Origin of the sequence: Kitasatospora sp. NPDC048365 (assembly GCF_043200835.1) — a bacterium.
GTDB lineage: Bacteria > Actinomycetota > Actinomycetes > Streptomycetales > Streptomycetaceae > Kitasatospora > Kitasatospora terrestris.
The window spans coordinates 1-18004 of the sequence record NZ_JBICYJ010000083.1 but is presented as its reverse complement, the minus strand read 5'-3'; the positions used below and the strand labels follow the sequence as shown (position 1 = coordinate 18004).

Sequence of the window (18004 nt, the reverse complement as noted above, 5' to 3'; positions counted from 1 at the left end):
CCCCCCCCCCCCCCCCGCCCCCCCCCCCCCCCCCCCCCCCCCCCCCCCCCCCCCCCCCCCCCCCCCCCCCCCCCCCCCCCCCCCCCCCCCCCCCCGGCCGTGGCCGTGACCTGCCAGTCGGCCCCGTCCGCGGTGGTGCCGGGTGGGACGGTGAGACGCCAGTGCTGGACCAGGGCCTCACCCGGGGCGAGGTCCGCCTGCACCCGGCCGTCGAAGCGCTCCAGCTTCCAGTCCGCGGCGGGGCTGGCCAGGGACAGCGTGCTGCCGGTCCACGGAGCGGCAGAGCCGTTGGAGAGGGTTGCGGTGAACTCGTAGGTGACGTCGGAGGTGCGGCCCGGCACGACCTTGGCGGGCCCGTCGAGGCGCAACCCGAACGGCGCACGCTGGTACTCGCCCTCCTTCCAGTCCTGGTACATGGCCGCGATCAGGCGGGTGACCACCGTGGGGTTCTGGGCCGCCAGGTTGCGGCTCTCCCCCGGGTCGGCCGTGAGGTCGTAGAGCTCAGTCGGCCAGGTGGGGTCGGCAACCGAGCGGTCCTTGTCGAGAGGGACGAAGCGCAGGAGCTTCCACTGGTTCTCCCGGACGGCTTCGGCGACGCGGAGGATGTTGTCTCCGCCTCCCTCGGCGGCGGCCGCCCGCGGCGTCGTTCCGTCCTTGCGGAACCAGTAGAGGTGTCCGTGACTGTTGTCGGGGACGCCTGTGGTGAACAGGCCGGACAGCGAGAGCCCGTCGATGTCGCGCGGCCGGGGCGCGCCGGCGAGGTCGGCGAGCGTGGGCAGCAGGTCGGCGAAGTGGGTCGGCCGGTCGGTGGTGCCGGGAGGGATCCGGCCGGGCGCCCAGGCGATGAACGGGATGCGGATGCCGCCCTCGTAGAGGTTGCGCTTGTAGCCGCGCAGCGGCCCGTTGGCGTCGAACAGGTCCGGGTCGAAGCCCTCCTCCTCGTGGGGGCCGTTGTCGCCGGCGACGATGACGACGGTGTCGCGGTCGCGGCCGGCGCTCTGCAGGGCCGCCAGCAGCGCGGCGACGTCCGCGTCGAAGTGGCTGACCTGGGCCGCGTGGCCCTTGTTCGCCGCCGACCAGCCGGTGGAGTCGTACGCCGACTGGCCGGGGGTGTCGGCGCTCGGAGCATGCGGGGTGGTGGGGGCGTAGTAGAGCAGGAAGGGCCGGTCGGAGGCGGCGGTGACGAACTCGACCGCCTGGGCCCGGAACAGGTCGGGGGCGTAGAGGGCCTTCCGCCCGTCCTTGTTCTCCGGCAGGTCGACCTTCCGGTCGTTGTCCCAGAGGTAGGTGGGGAAGTACTCGTGCGCGTGGGCATGGTCGATGTAGCCGTAGAACTTTTCGAAACCGCGCTCGTTGGGGTGGCTGGGCTGCCCGGCCTGATTGGGGCCGAACCCCCACTTGCCGATGACCGCGGTCCGGTAGCCGACCGCGCGCAGGGGTTCCGCGAACACGGTGTCGTCGGCGGTGAGCGCGCCCTGCCCGGCGCCGGTGGCCGGGTTCTGCCGCACCCGGCTGTGACCGCCGTGCAGGCCGGTCAGCAGCGTGGCACGCGAGGGGGCGCAGACCGGGGCTCCCGCGTAGGCGTCGGTGAAGCGCAGCCCTTCGGCGGCGAGCCGGTCCAGCGTCGGAGTCTTCATCAGCTTCTGTCCGTAGCAGCCGAGTTCTCCGTAGCCGAGGTCGTCGGCGAGGATCACCAGCAGGTTCGGCAGACCGGGGGGCTGGGCGGCAGTGACCGCGGCCGGGGAAGCAGTGGTGGCACCGGAGGTCGAGGCGGCCAACGCACGGGGGACGACGGCGGCGCCGACGGTCACGGCGGCGGTCGCGGCGAGGAAACTGCGGCGGTTGCTGGACACGGGGACTCCTGGGGGTTCGGCCGCGCACCGGCGGGCACCGGAGCGCGAGGCGGGCGGGAGTGCGGGGGCTGCTCCGGCTCCCGGACGGGGGAGCCGGAGCAGCCGGACGGACCGGACGAGGCGGTGCGCGGTCGGGTCCGTCGCGAGGCGGGACCCGGAGGGGGTCCGTCGGGCGGTGAGAGTCGGCGGCTCAGCCGCAGGTGATGACGGGGCCGGCCCAGTCGGCGTGGTCGTAGGCGTTCGTGTCGCCGGCGTCGGTGACCTCCAGGGTCACCTCCAGCGCGCCGCCGAGCGGGGCGCTCAGGCGCGCGGCCGGGCCGGCGCCGGTGAGGACGGGGCTCTCGGCGACCTTCGTGCCGTCGGCGTAGACCTTGAAGACGGCGGAGCCGTTGTTCCCGACCTCGTCGTCGATGCCGACGTCGGTGGAGAGGTTCGTGCAGGTGCCGCCGAGGTAGTAGGTGATCCGTGAGGTCGCGTTGGTACCGAGGCCCTTGGCATAGGTGGTGCCGTTGACGGTGAGGGTGCGACCGTCACCGGATCCGGTCCCGCCGTTGCTGCGGTTGACCTCGACCTGGCCCCAGCCGTTGGTCGGGAGCGCCTCCCAGGACAGGTCGCTGACCGGGTGGGTGCCGGCCGTCGGTCGGCTGCCGCAGCCGATGACCGGCGCGGCCCAGTCGGCGTGGTCGTACCCGCCCCCGTCGCCCGCGTTGGTCACCTTGAGCGTCAGGTCCGAGCCGCCGGTGAGGTCGGCGGTGAGGTGGGCGGCGGGGTCGGTGCCGCGCAGCACGCCGCTGTCGGCCACCAGGGTCTGGTCCCGGTAGACCTGGAACCGGACGGAGCCCTTGTCTCCGACCTCGTCGTCGACGCCCACGTCGGTGGACAGCACGGTGCAGGTCCCGCCGAGGTGGTACGTGATCTCCGAGCCGGCGTGCACGCCCAGTCCGCGCGCGTACGTGGTCCCGTTGACCGTGAGGATCCCGCCGTCGGCGGGCCCGGTCTCGCCGTTGCTCCGGTTGCGTTCGGGCTGGCCCCAGCCGTTGGTCGGGGTGGCGGCCCAGACGAGGTCCCCGAGGCGGTGGACGCCGTCGCCCTGTGCGGTGGGCCCGCTGGGCGTGACACGGTAGATCACGGTGTCGTGCGAGGCCACCGAGGCACTGATGGCACCGGTCGAGGTGGTGGTCTGCTTCGACCACAGGTCCGTGAGCGTGTACGAGGCGGCACCCGGGATGCCCACCGCACCGGCGGTGGTCGAGACGGTCTGCGGGCTACCGGTCTCGTTGGTCAGGGTGACGGCCCGGCTCCCGTCGGCGAGGGGCTTGGTCATGACCACCAGGCCGCCGCTGCTGGAGACGACCGCGCCCTGCTGCCCGAGGGGGTCCTGGTCGACGGCGATCACGTCGCGATTGCCGAGGATGTCCAATCTGGCACTCCCCGGCTTGGTCAGGTCGTTGCCCATCAGCAGCGGGGCCGCCATCTCGGCCCAGAGGCTGAAGTGGGTGCGGAGCTCGGCATCGGTCATGGAGCCGTTGCCCACCTCCAGCATGTCGGGGTCGTTCCAGGCGCCCGGGCGGGCGAGCGAAGCGAGCGGCTGGTTGGCGTGCGCGATGCCGATCACGCTGCCCCAGCTCGCGTTGATGTCGCCGGTGGTCCGCCAGGCGTTCGCGCTGTCGGCGCGCCAGGCGGGAACCGGCTGTTCGGGCTCGTCGTGGATGCTGAAGAGGATCGGGCGGCCGGTGGCCTTGAGGGCGTCCCGCATCTTGGGGAAGGCGGTGGCGGCGACCACGCCGTCCTGGTCGGCCTTGCACCAGTCGTACTTGAGGTAGTCCACGCCCCAGGAGGCGAACGTGTTCGCGTCCTGCACCTCGTGGTCCTTGCTGCCGAGCTGCCCCGGGTACCTGTCGTAGATCTCGGCGCAGGTCTTGAGTCCCGGGGTGGCGTAGATCCCCAGCTTCAGCCCCTTGCCGTGGACGTAGTCGGCCAGCGTCTTGATGCCGCCGGGGAACCTGCCGTGGTCCGCGACGAGGTTGCCCGCGCTGTCGCGCGACGGGTCCTGCCAGCAGTCGTCGATGTTGACGTACTCGTAGCCGGCGTCCCGCAGGCCGGTCGCGACGATGGTGTCCGCGATGTCCCGGACGGCCTGCTCGGTGGGCATGCAGCGCATCTTGTTCCAGCTGTTCCACCCCATCGGAGGGGTGAGGGCCAGGCCGTTCGTGAGGGCCGCAGCCGGCGGGGCGGTGGCGACCTGCACGACCACGGAGGCGGCGAGTCCACCGGTGAGCAGGGACGCCGAGGTGAGAAGGGCATTCAGCCGGACGACTCTTCGGCGGGAGCGGGAGTTGAAGCGCATGACGACTCCTGGGGGGACGTTGGTGCGCAGCGTCCGCGCCGCTGGGGCCGCCACAGGCCCAGTGTCAACAGACTCCGACGTAATCCACCGGAAACCAACAGCTGCGGTGCTGCGGTCACAGGAAACTCCGCGTTCATCTTTGGCGTCAAGCAAGTCCCGCACAAAGGCCCAGTTTTGAGCAGGTGCGCGCTTCGCATCGGCACTCCCCTCTCGGCGACTGGCAGGCCCCTGGAGCAGTGCCCCCGTCTCGGCGAGGTGTGGTCAGCGCGAGAGCGCCTGCGCCAGCAGGTAGCGCGCCGCCTTCACCTCGGGCGCCGCCGGGTCCCCGTTCTTCACGATGGCCTCGGCCCTCGCCAGGACGTCGGGGTCCAGGTTGTACGGCTTGCCGATCGCGGTCTGCGTCATCAGGTCGGGGTGCAGGGTGAAGAGCTGGTTGAACGCCAGCTCCGACTCCTCGACCGTCTTGAAGTAGTCGCCGAAGACCGGCTCGGGGCCGAGGATGTGGAAGAAGCCCGTGCCGGGCTTGCCGAGCATGCCGTGTCCGCCGGCCGGGCTGTCCTCCTGGGGGCCGGGGAGCGGCGCGTGGATGGTCGAGTGGGGGTTGGCGACGTTGACGACCGAGTCGAGCACGGCGTCCTGCTTCCCGATGGAGTTGTGGAGTGCGTCCTTGATGTTCGCGTGGTTCACGTGGTTGAGGGTGTTCTGTGACGCCTTGACGACCTCGAACGAAGTGGAGTCGTCGCCGACCAGCGGCCGGCCGTGACCGGCGCCCTGCTGCAGGCCGTCCAGGATGCCGGTGCCGACGATTCCCCCTTCCGTCCCGAGGTCGGAGTGCTGCCCGTCCTCGTCGGTGTCGTCCGTCCCGGCCGAGACACCAGGACCGCCGAGCAGGCCGGAGCCTTCGATCTCGGCCGCGCCGTCCGCCTCGGCGTCAACGGCGCCTACGGAGTGCTGGCCGCACTGGCCGCCCTCGCGGTCGGCAGCGAACTCGTCATCGCCCACCCGCTCGGCCGCGGGTCAACCACGCTCGCCCTGCTCCTGCTCGGCGGACCCGCGCTCTACCTCGCCACCACCGCCTGATACTTCCGCGCCACCGCCTGGAGCGAACGCCTCATCGGCTGTGCCGCCTGCATCGCCGCGGCCGTCCACCTGCCCCCGCTCGCGTCCGTCGCCGTCCCTCGACGCGATCCTCCTCACGACCGCCGCCGTCCTCTCCCGCACCCACCGGCGGCTCACCCGCACCGTCCGGAACACACCGGCGCCCTGACCCCACGCCCACCGACCTGTCAGGACGCTCGCACCTGGCGCTCGGCGTGGCCGACACTGAAGCAGCGCGACCGGCCGGACCTTGTGCCGAGCGTCCCTCAGTCGGTCGTTGTTGATACCGAGGTGCTCGATGACGGCGGCCGCAGTCAGCGGGTTCGGCGACGCGCGAGGACGACCGTCCCGGTGCCGAGCAGTACCGCGCCGGCACCGAGGGCCGCGATCAGCGGGGTGTTGTCGGAGGAACCCGTACTGGCCAGCCGGCCGGCCACCGGGAGCGTCACCCGGTCCGGCGCCGGGCCGGGCGAGGCGGAGGCGCCGGCACCGGGATCGGTCGCCGGCACCGGACGGGCCGAACTCCCTCCCGAGACCGGCGGGGTACCCGCGGGTGCGACCTTGAAGTCCCACCGGTAGAGGCTGCCGTAGCCGCACTTGCCTTCCACGCCCAGCGAGTAGCCGACGGTGAAGAAGTAGGCGCTCGCGGCGGGTGCCCCGCTCTCGACCCGGATCCGCATCCGGGCGTCCACGTACTCACCGGCCCGCAGATCCCGGGCCCCGGCGAACAGGCCGTAGTTGGCGAGCTGCTTGGGGGCCTTCTTCCAGGTCTGGTCGGCAACGTCGAACCACTGGACGGTGAGCAGGAGTTGGTCGACGTCGGTGACGCTGCCGCCGAGCACCACACCGAGATCGATGTTCAGGTCGACCTGTGCCAGCGTCCGGTCGGAGATGTTGGTGGCCCGGTAGCCGAATTCGTGCCAGCCCGAGCCGGCAACGATGGTGCCGGGAAGGCCCCGCAACTCGGACCGGACGGAGTTCTCCCCGACCGGGTAGTCCCGGCATTCCTTGCCCGGCTCGGGATGGGGCAGGTCGCCCACCGGGCCCGGGGTGTGCGAGGGCTCCGGGGATGTGGAGGCACCGACCCACGGGCTCGGCTGAGCGGAAGTACTGGCCGACGCGCTCGGGGATGCGGACGATCCGACCGTCGCTGCCCCCGCGTCCGTACTCGCCGAGGCCGAGGCTGACGCGCTCGCCGAGGCAGCCGCGGCGCTGTCCCCGTCCACGGCCTCGGCCTGCGTGCCGCCGACCAGGGCCACCGAGCCCAGCGCGGCCGCGACCACAGCGGTCGCCCCCATCCGACGAAGCTTCATCTGCACTGTCCCCCCAGGAGGTGCGGGTTCCCAGGTGAGAACCCACGGCAGCCCGATCACCTCACGATCTGGCTGCGCCGGGGAGATTCTAGGTGCACGCACCGAACGGTCCGCGCAGTGGGGCCCGTCCGTCGTCCCCCGTCGGAGCCGGTCACCGGCCTTGCCCAGTGATCCGGCAGAGGTACCGGAGAGCCGCGTTCTCCCGCGGTCCCGGAACCGTCTGCCGGATCACCTCGCCCGGGGCGACCCGGCGAACACCCGTAGGTCGCGGGACGGTCACCAGTCCGAGTTCGTCGCGCCCGTACTCATCAGCACCTGGTCGAAGGTGTTGCCGTCGTTGTCGTCGGTGTACGAGATCGCGAGGACGCCGAACGGGGAGGAGGCCACGGCGACCTGCTCCTGCCGGCCGGCCGTGAGCTGGCTGACGGACTGGGACGGCAGCCGGCCGGTGAAGGTGCCGTCGGGGTTGAGGCCCCGGGCCCGGACCGCCGGGTCGGTGCCGGCGACGCTCCAGCCGACCACGGCGTGCCGCTGGTCGTCGATGCCGACGCCGGGGTTGCCGGCTCCGGTGCCGCTGGAGATCTCGACCTCGGCGGAGCCGGCGGCGCCGGTCGCGGTGAACGACCGGGCCCAGACCCCGCGGGTGCCGGTGTGGTCGGACTCCCAGGCCACCGCGAAGTCGCCGTTGAAGTCGGCGGCCACCGCCGGACGCTGCTGCTGCCCGCCGCCGAGGCTGTTGGCGCTGCGGCGGGTGAGCACCACCGCACCGTTCGCCTTGGCCAGGCTCACCAGGCCGATCTGGTAGTAGCCGTTGTTGTCGGTGTCCTCGTCCCAGACGACGACGGCGTCGCCCGAGGCGGAGGTCGCGACGTCGGGGTTGTGGTGGGCCCCGCCGGTCGCGTTGACCGTGACCTCGTAGGCCTTCGTCGTGGTCCCGGTGAACCCGGCGGCCTTGACCGTCGCCGCCGCGGTGCCCTGGATGTCCTCCCACACCACGGAGAACGCGACCGCGGTGGTGCTGCCCGGCGCGCCGTCCGGGTCGACCGCGACACGGGGGCGGATCTGCTGGCCGTCGGGGCTCGCGTTCGCCTGGCCGGAGCCGAGGACGGCGCCGGTGGGCGAGAGCACGCGGTAGGCGATGTTGTAGTAGCCGTTGCCGTCCGGGTCCTCCGCCCACACGACGACGGCGTTGCCCCGGTCGTCGAGCCCCACGTCGGGCTGGAGGTGCCGCCAGGACGTGCCGGCCGTCCCGCCGGCCGAGAGCTTCGTCTCGTAGGCGGAGACGCCGTTGTGGTACGTCCGCACCCAGACGTCGCTGTGCGCGTTGTCGCCCGGGTCGGTGGAGTCGCGGTCGTCCTCCCAGACCACGGCGACGTCGCCGAGCCGGTTGGCCGCGATCGAGGAGGTGTCCTGGTCACCGGTGGCGGTGCTGTTGACGGTCTCCCAGGACGTGGGCCCGGCCGCCGAGGCCGGGGCGACCCCGGCGAGGACCGCGGCGAAGGCGGCGACGGCCGCGCCGAGAACGGAGAGCTTACGCATCGGCCAACCCCGGCTGTCCGTCGTGGATGACAAAGGTCCTGGCGGTGGTCGCCGCCGCGCCGTGCTCGGTCACCGTCGCCACCGAACGGAAGTCGGCGGTGATCTGCGAGGGCGTGATGTGCGTGCGGACGTAGCCGCGCCGGTTGGAGTAGAAGCGCAGGTGCGGGTTGAGCGAGCCGTTGGGGACCGTCGTGGTGGCGCTTCCGTTGCCGCCGCTGGTGATCGAGGTGCAGACCAGCTCGGAGCCGATCGTCGCCGAGGACGGATTGGCGTAGTCGGCCTTGAGGTCGTTGCCCCAGGACGCGTGCACGTCACCGGTGAGGACGACCGGGTTGCGGACGCCCCGGTCGACGATGCCCTGCTGGATCCGCGAACGGCTGGCCCGGTACCCGTCCCAGGCGTCCATGTTCATCGCGCCGGCCGAGTTCACGTTGCGGGCGAAGAACACCTGCTGGCCGATCAGGTCCCAGGTGCCCAGGCGCTGGCCCAGACCGTCGAGCAGCCACGCCTCCTGGGCCGCACCGGTGATCGAACGGTTCGTCAGGTCGGCGTCGGCGCAGACCTTCGTCCCGTCACCGCACGCCTGGTCGTCACGGAACTGACGGGTGTCGAGCATGTGGAAGGTGGCGAGGGTGCCCCAGCGGACCCGGCGGTAGAGCTGGATGCTGTTGCCGGACGGCGTCGCGGCGGCCCGCAGCGGCATGTTCTCGAAGTACGCCTGGTACGCGGCGGTGCGCCGCGCGGTCCACTGCGCCGCCGTCAGCACGGGGCTGCTGTCGGCGCGGACCATGTTGGCGTAGTTGTTCTCCACCTCGTGGTCGTCCGGCACCACCAGCCACGGCGCGATCGCGTGCGCCGCCTGCAGGTCCGGGTCGCTGCGGTAGAGCGCGTAGCGGCGACGGTAGTCGGCCAGCGACACGATCTCGCTGCCCAGGTGCTGGCGCACGCCACCGGTACCGGCGCCGCCCTCGTAGATGTAGTCGCCCAGGTGCAGGATCAGGTCGGGGCGGTCGTCGGCCATCCGCCGGTAGGCGGTGTAGTAGCCGCTCTCGTAGTGGGCGCACGAGGCGAAGGCCATCGTGAAGTCACGCCCGACCGTGGTCGGAGCGGGCGCGGTGCGGGTCCGGCCCACCGGGGAGATGAACCCCTGGGCGCGGAACCGGTAGTAGTACTCCGCGTCCGGAGCGAGCCCGCCGGCCAGCACGTGCACCGAGTGGGCCTGGGCGTACCGGGCGGTGACCGTGCCGGAGGAGACCAGGGCGGCGAAGCTCTGGTCGGTCGACACCTGCCAGTCGACGGCTACGTCGGCGTTGGGCATGCCGCCCTGGCCGTCCGCGTTGGTCGGCGTGGGAGCCAGGCGCGTCCACAGCACCACGCTGCTCTCGTCCGGTTCCCCGGAGGCGACGCCCAGTGTGAAGGGGAAGGGAGTGACGGCGGCGGCCGACCAGGCCGGCGAGCCGAGTTGGAGCGCGGCGGCGCCCGCGGTGGTGAGCCCGCCAAGGATGAAGATGCGGCGACTGAGGTTGCTCATGACCGGCCATGCTCGCGGACCCGGGTGAACTCCCGCCCCTCCACCGGGGACCGTCAAGTGACGTGACAGCGGCGCACGTTGGTGAACCTCCCGACGGCAGGCCCCGTTGTGCGGAGGCGCTGCCGTCGGGACGCGCCCGGACGGCCGCCGGTGCGCCGCCCGCCGTCAGCGCGCGGGCCGTGGCTCCGCCGGCGGGACCGTCGCGAGGAACTCGCGCACCGCGGCGGCGAAGGCCTCGGGTGCGGCGGTGTACACGAGGTGGTCGGCGTCCAGTTCGGCGGAGACGGTGCCGGGGCGGCGGTCGACCATGGCGCGGACCTGCTCCGCCGGGATGACGCCCTTGGTGCCGTGGACCAGGAGGGCCTGGCAGGTAGTGGCCGTCCAGTCGGCCCAGTGGTCGCCGTGCACCTGGTCCTCCGACCGGTACATCTCCTGGGGGTGGAAGGGCAGCCGCCAGGTGCCGTCGGCGTTCTCCCGCAGCCGGTCGGTGAAGTACGGTGCGGCGGGCCCGAGTCCGGCGATCAGCGCGTCGCGGGTGGGCGCGTCGTACGGCAGGCTGAGCAGGAAGCCGAACGGGTTCGATCCGTCCAGGCCGAGCGCGGCCGGGCCCTCCGCGTTGACGAGCGCGGCGACGCGTTCGGGGTGTCGAGCGGCGAACTGGTAGGCGTTGATTGCGCCGAGGGAGTGGCCGAGGAGCACGATCCGGTCCAGCCGCAGGTGGTCGAGGAGCGCTTCGACGTCGGCGAGGTACCCCTCCCGCGAGTAGTCGGCGGCCCGGTCGGACTCGCCCTGACCGCGCTGGTCCGGGGCGATCAGCCGCCATTCGGGGCCCAGAGCCGCGGCGAGGTCGGCGAAGGTGGCGCCCTCGGACAGGTGCCCGTGCAAAGCGACCAGGGGGCGACCGGTGCCCCCGAAGTCGAGGTAGGACAGCCTGCGCCCGTCGATGGTCAGCTCGGCGCGGACCGCGGTGTCGCTCTGGATCACTGCGTCGTTCATGGCGATTCCCCCTGGCTTGGTTGACGGTGACAACGATACGAGAATTTAGACGACCGTACAAGACGTACGTGCAAGACGGTCGCATCAGCAGGTCGGCAAGGGAGCCTCGGGCGGGAGGGCTCAGCCCGATTCACCCAGCGAACCGACGAGCGATCCGAGGCACAGCCCGATCAGCAGGGGGAGTTGAACCAGCAGCGCGAGCATCAGCAGGACCCCGAGCGGGAACAGCGCCTCACCCCCGGCCTCCCCGACCGGCCCGCCGGAGGCCGCCGCCATGGCGAGGGGGCAGAGTCCCCCCCACCGACATGCCGGGCACCCACGCACGGACGCGCCCGAGCGCCACCCCCACCACGAACGCCGAGGCCGCCACGCACGCCGCGCACTCAATCATCGGCCCGCCGTCCGGGCCGCCCCACGCCCCAGGCAGGAACCACGGGCTCACCCCGACCACTCCGGCCCACGCCGGCGCGCACGGCCACACCCATCGCGGCACCGCCATCCCGGCCCCCCTCCACGGAGGCCAGCATGGCACACTATTTGAACGTGTTCAATTTTTTGGCCCCGGCTTACGCTCCCCCGGCCGCCGGAAGCCGTGCCGACGTCAGTAGCGGACCGGCAGCGCCAGCAGCCCGCGGGCGCGCAGGGACGGACGGTGGCGCAGGCCGCCGGCCGACTCGTCGAGGGCGAGCGCCGGGAAGCGGCGCAGGAGTGCGGTCAGCGCGATCTCGGTCTCCATGCGGGCGAGCGGGGCGCCGAGGCAGTAGTGGATGCCGTGGCCGAGGGCGAGGTGCGGGTTGTCGGCACGGCGCAGGTCGAGGCGGTCGGGCTCGGCGAACTGCCGGGGGTCGCGGTTGGCGGAGGCCAGGGCCGCCAGGACGGTCTCGCCGGCCGGGACGGTGACGCCGCCGATGGTGACGTCCTCGCGGGCGAAGCGGCGGATGGCGAGCGGCGCGGGCCCGTCGAAACGGGCGAACTCCTCGACGGCGCCGGCGATCAGTCCGGGGTCCGCGCGCAGGGCGGCGAGCTGCTCGGGGTGGGCGAGCAGGGCGAGGACGGCGTTGCCGATCAGGTGGACGGTGTTCTCGTACCCGGCGAAGAGGATGAGGAAGGCGAGCGAGGTGAGTTCGTCCTCGCCGAGGCGGTCCTCCTCGTCGCGGACAGCGATCAGTGCCGACAGCAGGTCGTCACCGGGCTGCTCGCGCTTGCGGGCGATCAGCTGCGTGAAGAAGGCGAGCATCGCGCCGACGGCGGCCCGGGCGTCCTGCGGGCGTTCGGGGTCGGGGGCGACCAGGGCGTCGGTCCAGGCGCGGAAGTCGTGGCGGGCGTCCGCGGGGACGCCGAGCAGGTCGCAGATGACGGTGATCGGCAGCGGGGCTGCGTACGCGGTGATCAGGTCGGCCTGTCCGAGCGGGGCCATCGCGTCGAGCAGGGAGTCGGCGAGCTGCTCGATCGGTCCGCGCAGCTCGGCGATCCGTCGCGGGGTGAACGCCCGGGCGACCAGGCGGCGGATCCGGGTGTGGTCCGGCGGGTCCATGTTGAGCAGGTTGGCGTCGAGGGCGGGCGGCAGCGCGAAGCCGCGGTAGTTGCCCGGTGCCGCGTGCCGCTTGTCGAGAGCGAGCGCCGGGTCGGCGAGCACCTGGCGGACGTCGGCGTAGCGGGTGACCAGCCAGACCGGCAGCCCGTCCGGCCCGGTCACCCGGTGCACGGGGCCGCTCTCCCGCAGGGCCGCGAAGCCGGCGTGGGGGTCGGCGGTCAACGCCGCCACGGGGTCGGCGGGCGCCTTCGGCGCAGCGGCGGTCACGGACACGGCGGAGGTCGGCTCGGTGGCAGTCACCGCCTCATCCTACGGACGGCGGCCGGCGGACCACGCACGCCTCCGTACCGACGGGACGTCAGCTCGGCTGCGACCGCGACCGGTCCGGCTGACGGCGGGTCGGGTCGCTGTCGTGTCCTCCCGGTCGGACGGACGCGCCCCGGCGGCCGGAACGGTGCTGAGGCGCGGGTCACGGCCATCGCTCGGGCGGGTCGGGCTGCCGGTCCGGCGGGCCATCGGCCCACTCCGACTCCGCACCGGTCGCGGCGCTCTCGCCGACCGCCGCAGGCCACCGGCCCCGCCCTCGGCGACCGGGCAACCACAGCCGGCCGTCGGGTTCGTGACGAGGCGTCGGCCTCCGGGCGCCACTGCCCGAACGGCGGGCCGCCCGCTAGGGTGGGCGCCATGGACATGACCGGTTCGGTCGGACACATCGTGGCGGAGGCCCGGCATCAACTGGCACAGGGCCTGTGGGAGCCGACCCGCTCGGATATCGTGCTCGCCCGCCGGACCGCACAGTCACTCGCGGAAGCCGTCGGCCGGGCGCCGGCACAGACGGAACTGCCGAGCATCGAGCGGCTGGCGAGGGTGCGCGAGGCGCTCGCCTGTGTCGCCCTCGCCGTGGCTCGCACCCACGGGCACCTGGCCTGGTTCCTGGGCCGGTGCGGCAGCGAACTGGCACCGGCGCTCCACTGGGGCTGCCCGCCCGCACCCCAGGGCCGCGCCTTCGGCACCGCCCTCCCCACCCCCGGGCAACTCGGCGACGCGGAAGAAGCGATCCGCATCCTGACCGCCGCTCTCACCGGCGCCAACGCAGCAAGCCGTTCGACCAACTGACGGACCGGCGGGATTTCGACGGCAGCGAGCCGCGGCACGCGCACACGCGCGTGCGGTACGGCGATGCCGCGCCTGGGCGTCGTGCATCGGCCGACCCTGGCGCCGGGTCAGGCGTGTTCGACCGCGGCCTTGATCCGCAGGGCGAAGTCGGGAGCGTCCTTGCGGGCCGCGTGCAGGGCCGGGCCGAGCAGGACCTTGCCGAGGCCGTGGCCTTCGAGCTCGTTGAAGATCCGGACGCGGGTCCGGCCGTCCGGCAGCGGTTCGAGGTCGTAGCCGCCTTCGGCGGTGATGAGGTTCTTGCCCTGCTCGCTCCACCGGAGGGTGCGCGGCGCCTCGACGCCGGTGATGCGGAACTCGCGGGAGGTCTTCAGCCCGGCGTCCTTCACGGTGCTGCGGAACACCGTCCCGACAGCGGTCGGCCCGTCCGGAGTCTTCGCGATCTCCAGGACCCGAGGGCTGAACTCGGGGTCGTGGCGGCCGTCGGCAAGGTAGGCGAAGACCTCCTCCACCGGGCGGTCGACCTCGACACTGGCCTCGAACAGTCCGGACATGACGGCTCCTCGCGGTGGTCCGGCAGTCGCTTCACACCCAGGATTCCAGAGAGTCCCGGCCCACGCCTCCCGGCGGCGGGGCACAGGGCGAGGACAGCAGCAGCGACCCGGTCGCCGACCTCCTGTGCGGGCCGCCTGTTGGGCCGAGGTGAGGGCGGTCCGGTGCTCCTGCCTGTGCTTGGGCAACAGCCAGGCGATCCCGGGCACCGTGTTCCCCAGGAGGGCGGGGCAGGGAGCGAGGCCGAAGGGCTCTGCCCGGATCCGGGGGTTGTGGACCCAGGTCTGCGGGTTCGGGACACGCCGCCGGCCGAGCGGGCCGGATCTATCCCGAGGCGTAGCGGGCGTACTGCTTCCGGGCGTTGAGGGTCTTCGGGTGGTCGTGGCCCTGCACACGGGAACGGGTGGAGACCACCGCCTCGAGCAGCCGGGCCGCCTGCCGCGGGTCACCGGCCTGCCCCAGGTAGCAGGCGTGGTCCTCGCGGGTGGAGAGGGTGTCGGGGTGGTCGGCACCCAGCACGCGCGTACAGTCCGAGACGACCGGCTCGAGCAGCCGGGCCGCCTGCCCCGGATCGCCGGCCTCCCCCAGGTAACAGGCGAAGTTCTGGCGGGCGCGCAGGGTGTCGGGGTGGTCGGCGCCCAGTGCCCGCGTGCAGTCCGAGACCACCGCCTCGAGCAGCCGGGCCGCTTCCACCGGATCGCCGGCCTCCCCCACGAAGTAGGCGTGACTGTTGCGGAGGTGGAGGGTGTCCGGGTGGTCCGCGCCCAGTGCCCGTGTGGAGTCCGAGACCACCGGCTCGAGCAGCCGGGCCGCCCGCCCCGGGTCACCGGCCTCCCCCAGGTAGTGGGCTCGGTCGTGCCGGGAGTTGAGGACGTCGGGGTGGTCGGCACCCAGGACCCGCGCACGGTCGGATGCCACGTGGCCGAACAGCTGAGCGGCCTCGGCCGGATTCCCGGCCTCTCCCACGAAGTGGGCTTGGACGGACCGGGCCTGGAGGGTGTCGGGGTGGTCGGCGCCCTGTACGCGGGTGCGGTCCTTGGCCAGCTCGCCGAACAGCCGGGCAGCCTCGATGTGTCGGCCGGTCTCGCCCAGGTGGCGAGCGTGGTCGTGGCGGGCGTTGAGGGTGTCGGGGTGGTCGGTGCCCTGCATCCGGGCACGATCGTCGGCCAGCTCGCCGAACAACCGGGCCGCCTCGACCGGGTTCCCGGCCTCCCCCACGAGGTTCGCCTGGTCGTGCCGGGTGTTGAGGGTGTCCGGGTGGTCGGCACCCAGGACCCGGGCACGGTCCTCGGCCAGCTCGCCGAACAACCGGGCCGCCTCGGTCAGGTCGCCGGCATCGCCCACGAAGTTGGCCTGGTCCTCGCGGGCGGTGAGGGTCTCGGGGTGGTCGGCGCCCAGGACCCGGGCACGGTCCTCGGCCAGCTCACCGAACAACCGGGCCGCCTCGACCGGGTCCCCCGCCTCCCCCACAAAGGCGGCCCGGTCGTGCCGGGTGTTGAGGGTTTCGGGGTGCTCTGCACCCAGGACCCGCGCACGGTCGGTGCCCACCGCCGCAAGCAGCCGGGCCGCCTCGGCCGGATCTCCGGCCTCCCCCACGTAACAGGCTTGGTTGTGCCGGGCGTGAAGGGTGTCGGGGTGGTCGGCGCCCAGGACCCGTACCTGGTCTTTGGCCAGCTCACTGAACAGCCGGGCCGCCTGCCCCGGGTCCCCGGCCTCTCCCAGGAAATAGGCATGGTCGTGCCGGGCACGCAGGGTTTCGGTGTGGTCGGGGCCGAGCACTCGCATGCAGTCCGCGAGGACCGTCTCGAGCAGCCGGGCCGCCTCCACCGGGTCCCCGGCCGTCCCCAGGCGGGTGGCCTGGCCGATACGGCCGGCGAGGGACGAGGAACTCAGCATCACCGAACCGGCTTCGATGACCTTGGCGAACAGCCGCGTGGCGCCCGGCCAACGCCGGCCGACAGGTTCGGCTGGGAGGACTGCGCCGGTCAGGGGGTTGTCCCGGTTGTCCGGGACAACCCGCGGGTGGCCGAGGCCGTCGGCCGGATCGCTGTGCGCCGCCTGCGTCCTGGTGGTCTCCCGAAGCTCGGCGGTGATGTGCTGGAGGGTCTCCTCGTCGCTGTCGTTGACCGAGGCCGCCTGGGCAAGGGCCCGCTCGATGTCGTCGGCAACGGGGTCCGTCGTGACGGCGCTGCCGCGCGGCGCCGCGTGCGGGCCGTTGTCGGTGGCCGCCGACGGTCCCGGGTCGGGATCCCCGGTACGCAGCCGGTCGAGTTCGTCGGCCAGCTCGTCGACCTGCAGTCGGACGCGGGCGGCGAGGTCTTCGGCCTGCCGCTGCTTGTCCCGGGCGCGTTCGAGTTCCTCCTTCGCCCGGCGCTCCTGGTCGAGTGCGCGCGCGAGTCTGTGCTGCGTCTCCTGGAGCACGCGCTGGTCGCCGGCGGGGCCCAGGAGCCGATCGCGTTCGGCGGACAGGCTCTGCACCCTGCCCTGCAAGGTGTTGATCATGGTCAGCAGCACCACGATCAACTGCGTGGAGTGCTTCGCCGTCTCCTGCAGCCTTCCCTGCCGTTCCAGGGCCTGGGTCAGCCGTTCGAGGGTCTCCACCTGCTGCTCGCGTACCCGCGCGACCTGACCGGCGAGATCCTGGTCGCCCGCGCCCTGACCCGCGTCACGCTCCTTCGGGTTCTTGGCGGCTTCCAGCAGGCGGCCGGCCTCGCCCAGCAGAAGTGCCTGGCGCTGCGGCTCGGGGACCGTCACCCGCACCAGCGCGACCACGAAGTCCCGATCGGGTACGGGGTCGCCCGACAGGAAGTTCCCGACCCGCGTCTTCGAATAGGGGATCCGATCCGCGACGGCAGTCATCGTCAGCGGTGACTCGTCGATCCGCTCCCGCAGAAAGAGCGCCAGTGCCCTGGTCTCCGGCGTCGTCCGCGCCCCGATCGGCCCCCACGGCCTGCCCATGCCCGACTCCCGCCCCTGGAGCTCTCCCCGTCCCGGACATCCCGGGACAACCCACCGTTGTCCGGACCTTACCTGCGGAGACGTCTCTCCGGCTTGGGGACTACCAAGACCGGTCGCAGGCTTCTGCTGTCCGCCCGGCGTTTCACCGGGCCAGCCCCTCCGGGACCGCACCGCGGCCCCGGCAACCCGATGGAGTGAACGTGACCCCTCCCGACCCGACCCCGCAGAGCCGGCCCTCCCCCACCCCGCCCTCCCCCACCCCGCCGTTCCTGACGGCCCGCACCGCCATCGTCCTCCTCTCCGCGGCCGTTATCGGCCTGGTCGCCGGAGGGCTCGCCTTCCTCGACGGCACCCCCGCGGCCGGCGCGGTGCTGATCGGACTGACCGCCGCCGGGGCGAGTGTGCTCGGGCTGCACACGTTGATCGGCTGACCTCCGGGACCAGCCCCGGGAGAAGGGGGAAGACCACCGCCCACGCCTCTCCCGCCCGGGGCGGGCTTCCATGCCCGTCGACGCTCCGCGCATCCGACCCCCGGGCGACGGGCATGACGGCTGACGACTGGCGGCTGCCGACTGACGGCCCGGATCGCCGCGGCCGGCCAAGGATCGGTGGCTCCGGGGCCGGCGACCCGCCATCACGAGTTCGGACGGTCGCACCACCAGGGCTTGTCCGGCGGTCGCCCTTGCGCGAGTTCGACGTCAGGTACTGGTCGCCCGAACCGCCCCTCGGCTCCACGCCCTCGGCCACCGGCCCGCCGTCGGCGGACCGGAAGTCGCCGTGGCAGTGGTGCGTCGTACCGCTGCCGCCGTGATCGGTGGAGTACACGCGATCCTGACAACTCGTCACTTTCAGCATGCCGCGCTCGCCCGCCGGCCCGACGCCCGCCAGGGCCTGCGGCCCGAAGTGCACAAGCACCCGGAGCCCGACCGCCACCACGTTCAGCGCGACATACAGCAGAACGATCGGCCGCGCAGTGCCCCGCCCTCAGCTGCATCCCCCACGGCAGGCGCCAGGGGTGACGGGAGTCGGTCCCCCGGGACCGCGCGCATGGCGGCGGGAGTCGTCGCCCCGGCGCGGGGGGGGGGGGGGGGGGGGGGGGGGGGGGGGGGGGGGGGGGGGGGGGGGGGGGGGGGGGGGGGGGGGGGGGGGGGGGGGGCGGGGGGGGGGGGG

Annotated in this window: 14 protein-coding genes; 3 read left to right on the top strand and 11 right to left on the bottom strand. The window is 73.1% G+C overall.

What is annotated here, in order from left to right; genetic code table 11:
* The 3 genes from ACGFX4_RS40485 to ACGFX4_RS40475 all read right to left on the bottom strand — a co-directional run.
* Positions 1–1853: sulfatase-like hydrolase/transferase (locus tag ACGFX4_RS40485; RefSeq protein ID WP_393086076.1), on the bottom strand; the 1853-nt coding region annotated here is incomplete at its 3' end.
* Positions 1854–2043: 190 nt separating this feature from the next.
* Positions 2044–4200: an NPCBM/NEW2 domain-containing protein gene (locus ACGFX4_RS40480; RefSeq protein ID WP_393086074.1), complete on the bottom strand. Its 2157-nt coding sequence runs from the start codon at positions 4198–4200 to the stop codon at positions 2044–2046.
* Between the two features lie 261 nt (positions 4201–4461).
* Complete coding sequence (locus ACGFX4_RS40475; protein WP_393086072.1) at positions 4462–4887, bottom strand: hypothetical protein; 426 nt, start codon at positions 4885–4887, stop codon at positions 4462–4464.
* Between the two features lie 72 nt (positions 4888–4959).
* Here ACGFX4_RS40475 and ACGFX4_RS40470 point away from each other — a divergent pair, with 72 nt between their 5' ends.
* A complete protein-coding gene (locus ACGFX4_RS40470) occupies positions 4960–5280 on the top strand; it encodes a hypothetical protein (protein WP_393086070.1) in 321 nt (106 codons plus the stop codon).
* Between the two features lie 332 nt (positions 5281–5612).
* On the opposite strand, the gene ACGFX4_RS40465 is transcribed toward ACGFX4_RS40470, so the two are convergent.
* From ACGFX4_RS40465 to ACGFX4_RS40440, 6 genes are all read right to left on the bottom strand, one after another.
* A complete protein-coding gene (locus ACGFX4_RS40465) occupies positions 5613–6596 on the bottom strand; it encodes an LAETG motif-containing sortase-dependent surface protein (protein ID WP_393086068.1) in 984 nt (327 codons plus the stop codon).
* A gap of 291 nt (positions 6597–6887) precedes the next feature.
* A complete protein-coding gene (locus ACGFX4_RS40460; RefSeq protein WP_393086066.1) occupies positions 6888–8150 on the bottom strand; it encodes a hypothetical protein in 1263 nt (420 codons plus the stop codon).
* Entirely contained in the window at positions 8143–9681 is a 1539-nt protein-coding gene (locus tag ACGFX4_RS40455) for an alkaline phosphatase D family protein (protein ID WP_393086064.1), read from the bottom strand. Before ACGFX4_RS40455 ends, ACGFX4_RS40460 begins: the two co-directional genes overlap by 8 nt.
* A 165-nt stretch (positions 9682–9846) precedes the next feature.
* Positions 9847–10677: an alpha/beta fold hydrolase gene (locus tag ACGFX4_RS40450; protein ID WP_393086062.1), complete on the bottom strand. Its 831-nt coding sequence runs from the start codon at positions 10675–10677 to the stop codon at positions 9847–9849.
* Between the two features lie 120 nt (positions 10678–10797).
* Positions 10798–10953 carry a hypothetical protein gene (locus ACGFX4_RS40445; protein ID WP_393086060.1) on the bottom strand — a complete coding sequence of 52 codons (156 nt, stop codon included), beginning with the start codon at positions 10951–10953 and terminating at the stop codon, positions 10798–10800.
* A 325-nt stretch (positions 10954–11278) separates the two neighbouring features.
* Positions 11279–12442 (bottom strand): cytochrome P450, encoded by a 1164-nt coding sequence (locus tag ACGFX4_RS40440; protein WP_393086078.1) that lies wholly within the window; start codon positions 12440–12442, stop codon positions 11279–11281.
* A 453-nt stretch (positions 12443–12895) separates the two neighbouring features.
* On the opposite strand from ACGFX4_RS40440, the gene ACGFX4_RS40435 reads away from it, so the two are divergent.
* Positions 12896–13327: a hypothetical protein gene (locus ACGFX4_RS40435; RefSeq protein WP_393086058.1), complete on the top strand. Its 432-nt coding sequence runs from the start codon at positions 12896–12898 to the stop codon at positions 13325–13327.
* A 107-nt stretch (positions 13328–13434) separates the two neighbouring features.
* Here ACGFX4_RS40435 and ACGFX4_RS40430 read toward each other — a convergent pair whose 3' ends face one another.
* Complete coding sequence (locus ACGFX4_RS40430) at positions 13435–13878, bottom strand: SRPBCC family protein (RefSeq protein WP_393086056.1); 444 nt, start codon at positions 13876–13878, stop codon at positions 13435–13437.
* A gap of 322 nt (positions 13879–14200) precedes the next feature.
* Entirely contained in the window at positions 14201–16834 is a 2634-nt protein-coding gene (locus tag ACGFX4_RS40425) for a tetratricopeptide repeat protein (protein WP_393086054.1), read from the bottom strand.
* A 200-nt stretch (positions 16835–17034) separates the two neighbouring features.
* Here ACGFX4_RS40425 and ACGFX4_RS40420 point away from each other — a divergent pair, with 200 nt between their 5' ends.
* Positions 17035–17265 (top strand): hypothetical protein, encoded by a 231-nt coding sequence (locus ACGFX4_RS40420; protein WP_393086052.1) that lies wholly within the window; start codon positions 17035–17037, stop codon positions 17263–17265.
* Positions 17266–18004 lie beyond the last annotated feature (739 nt).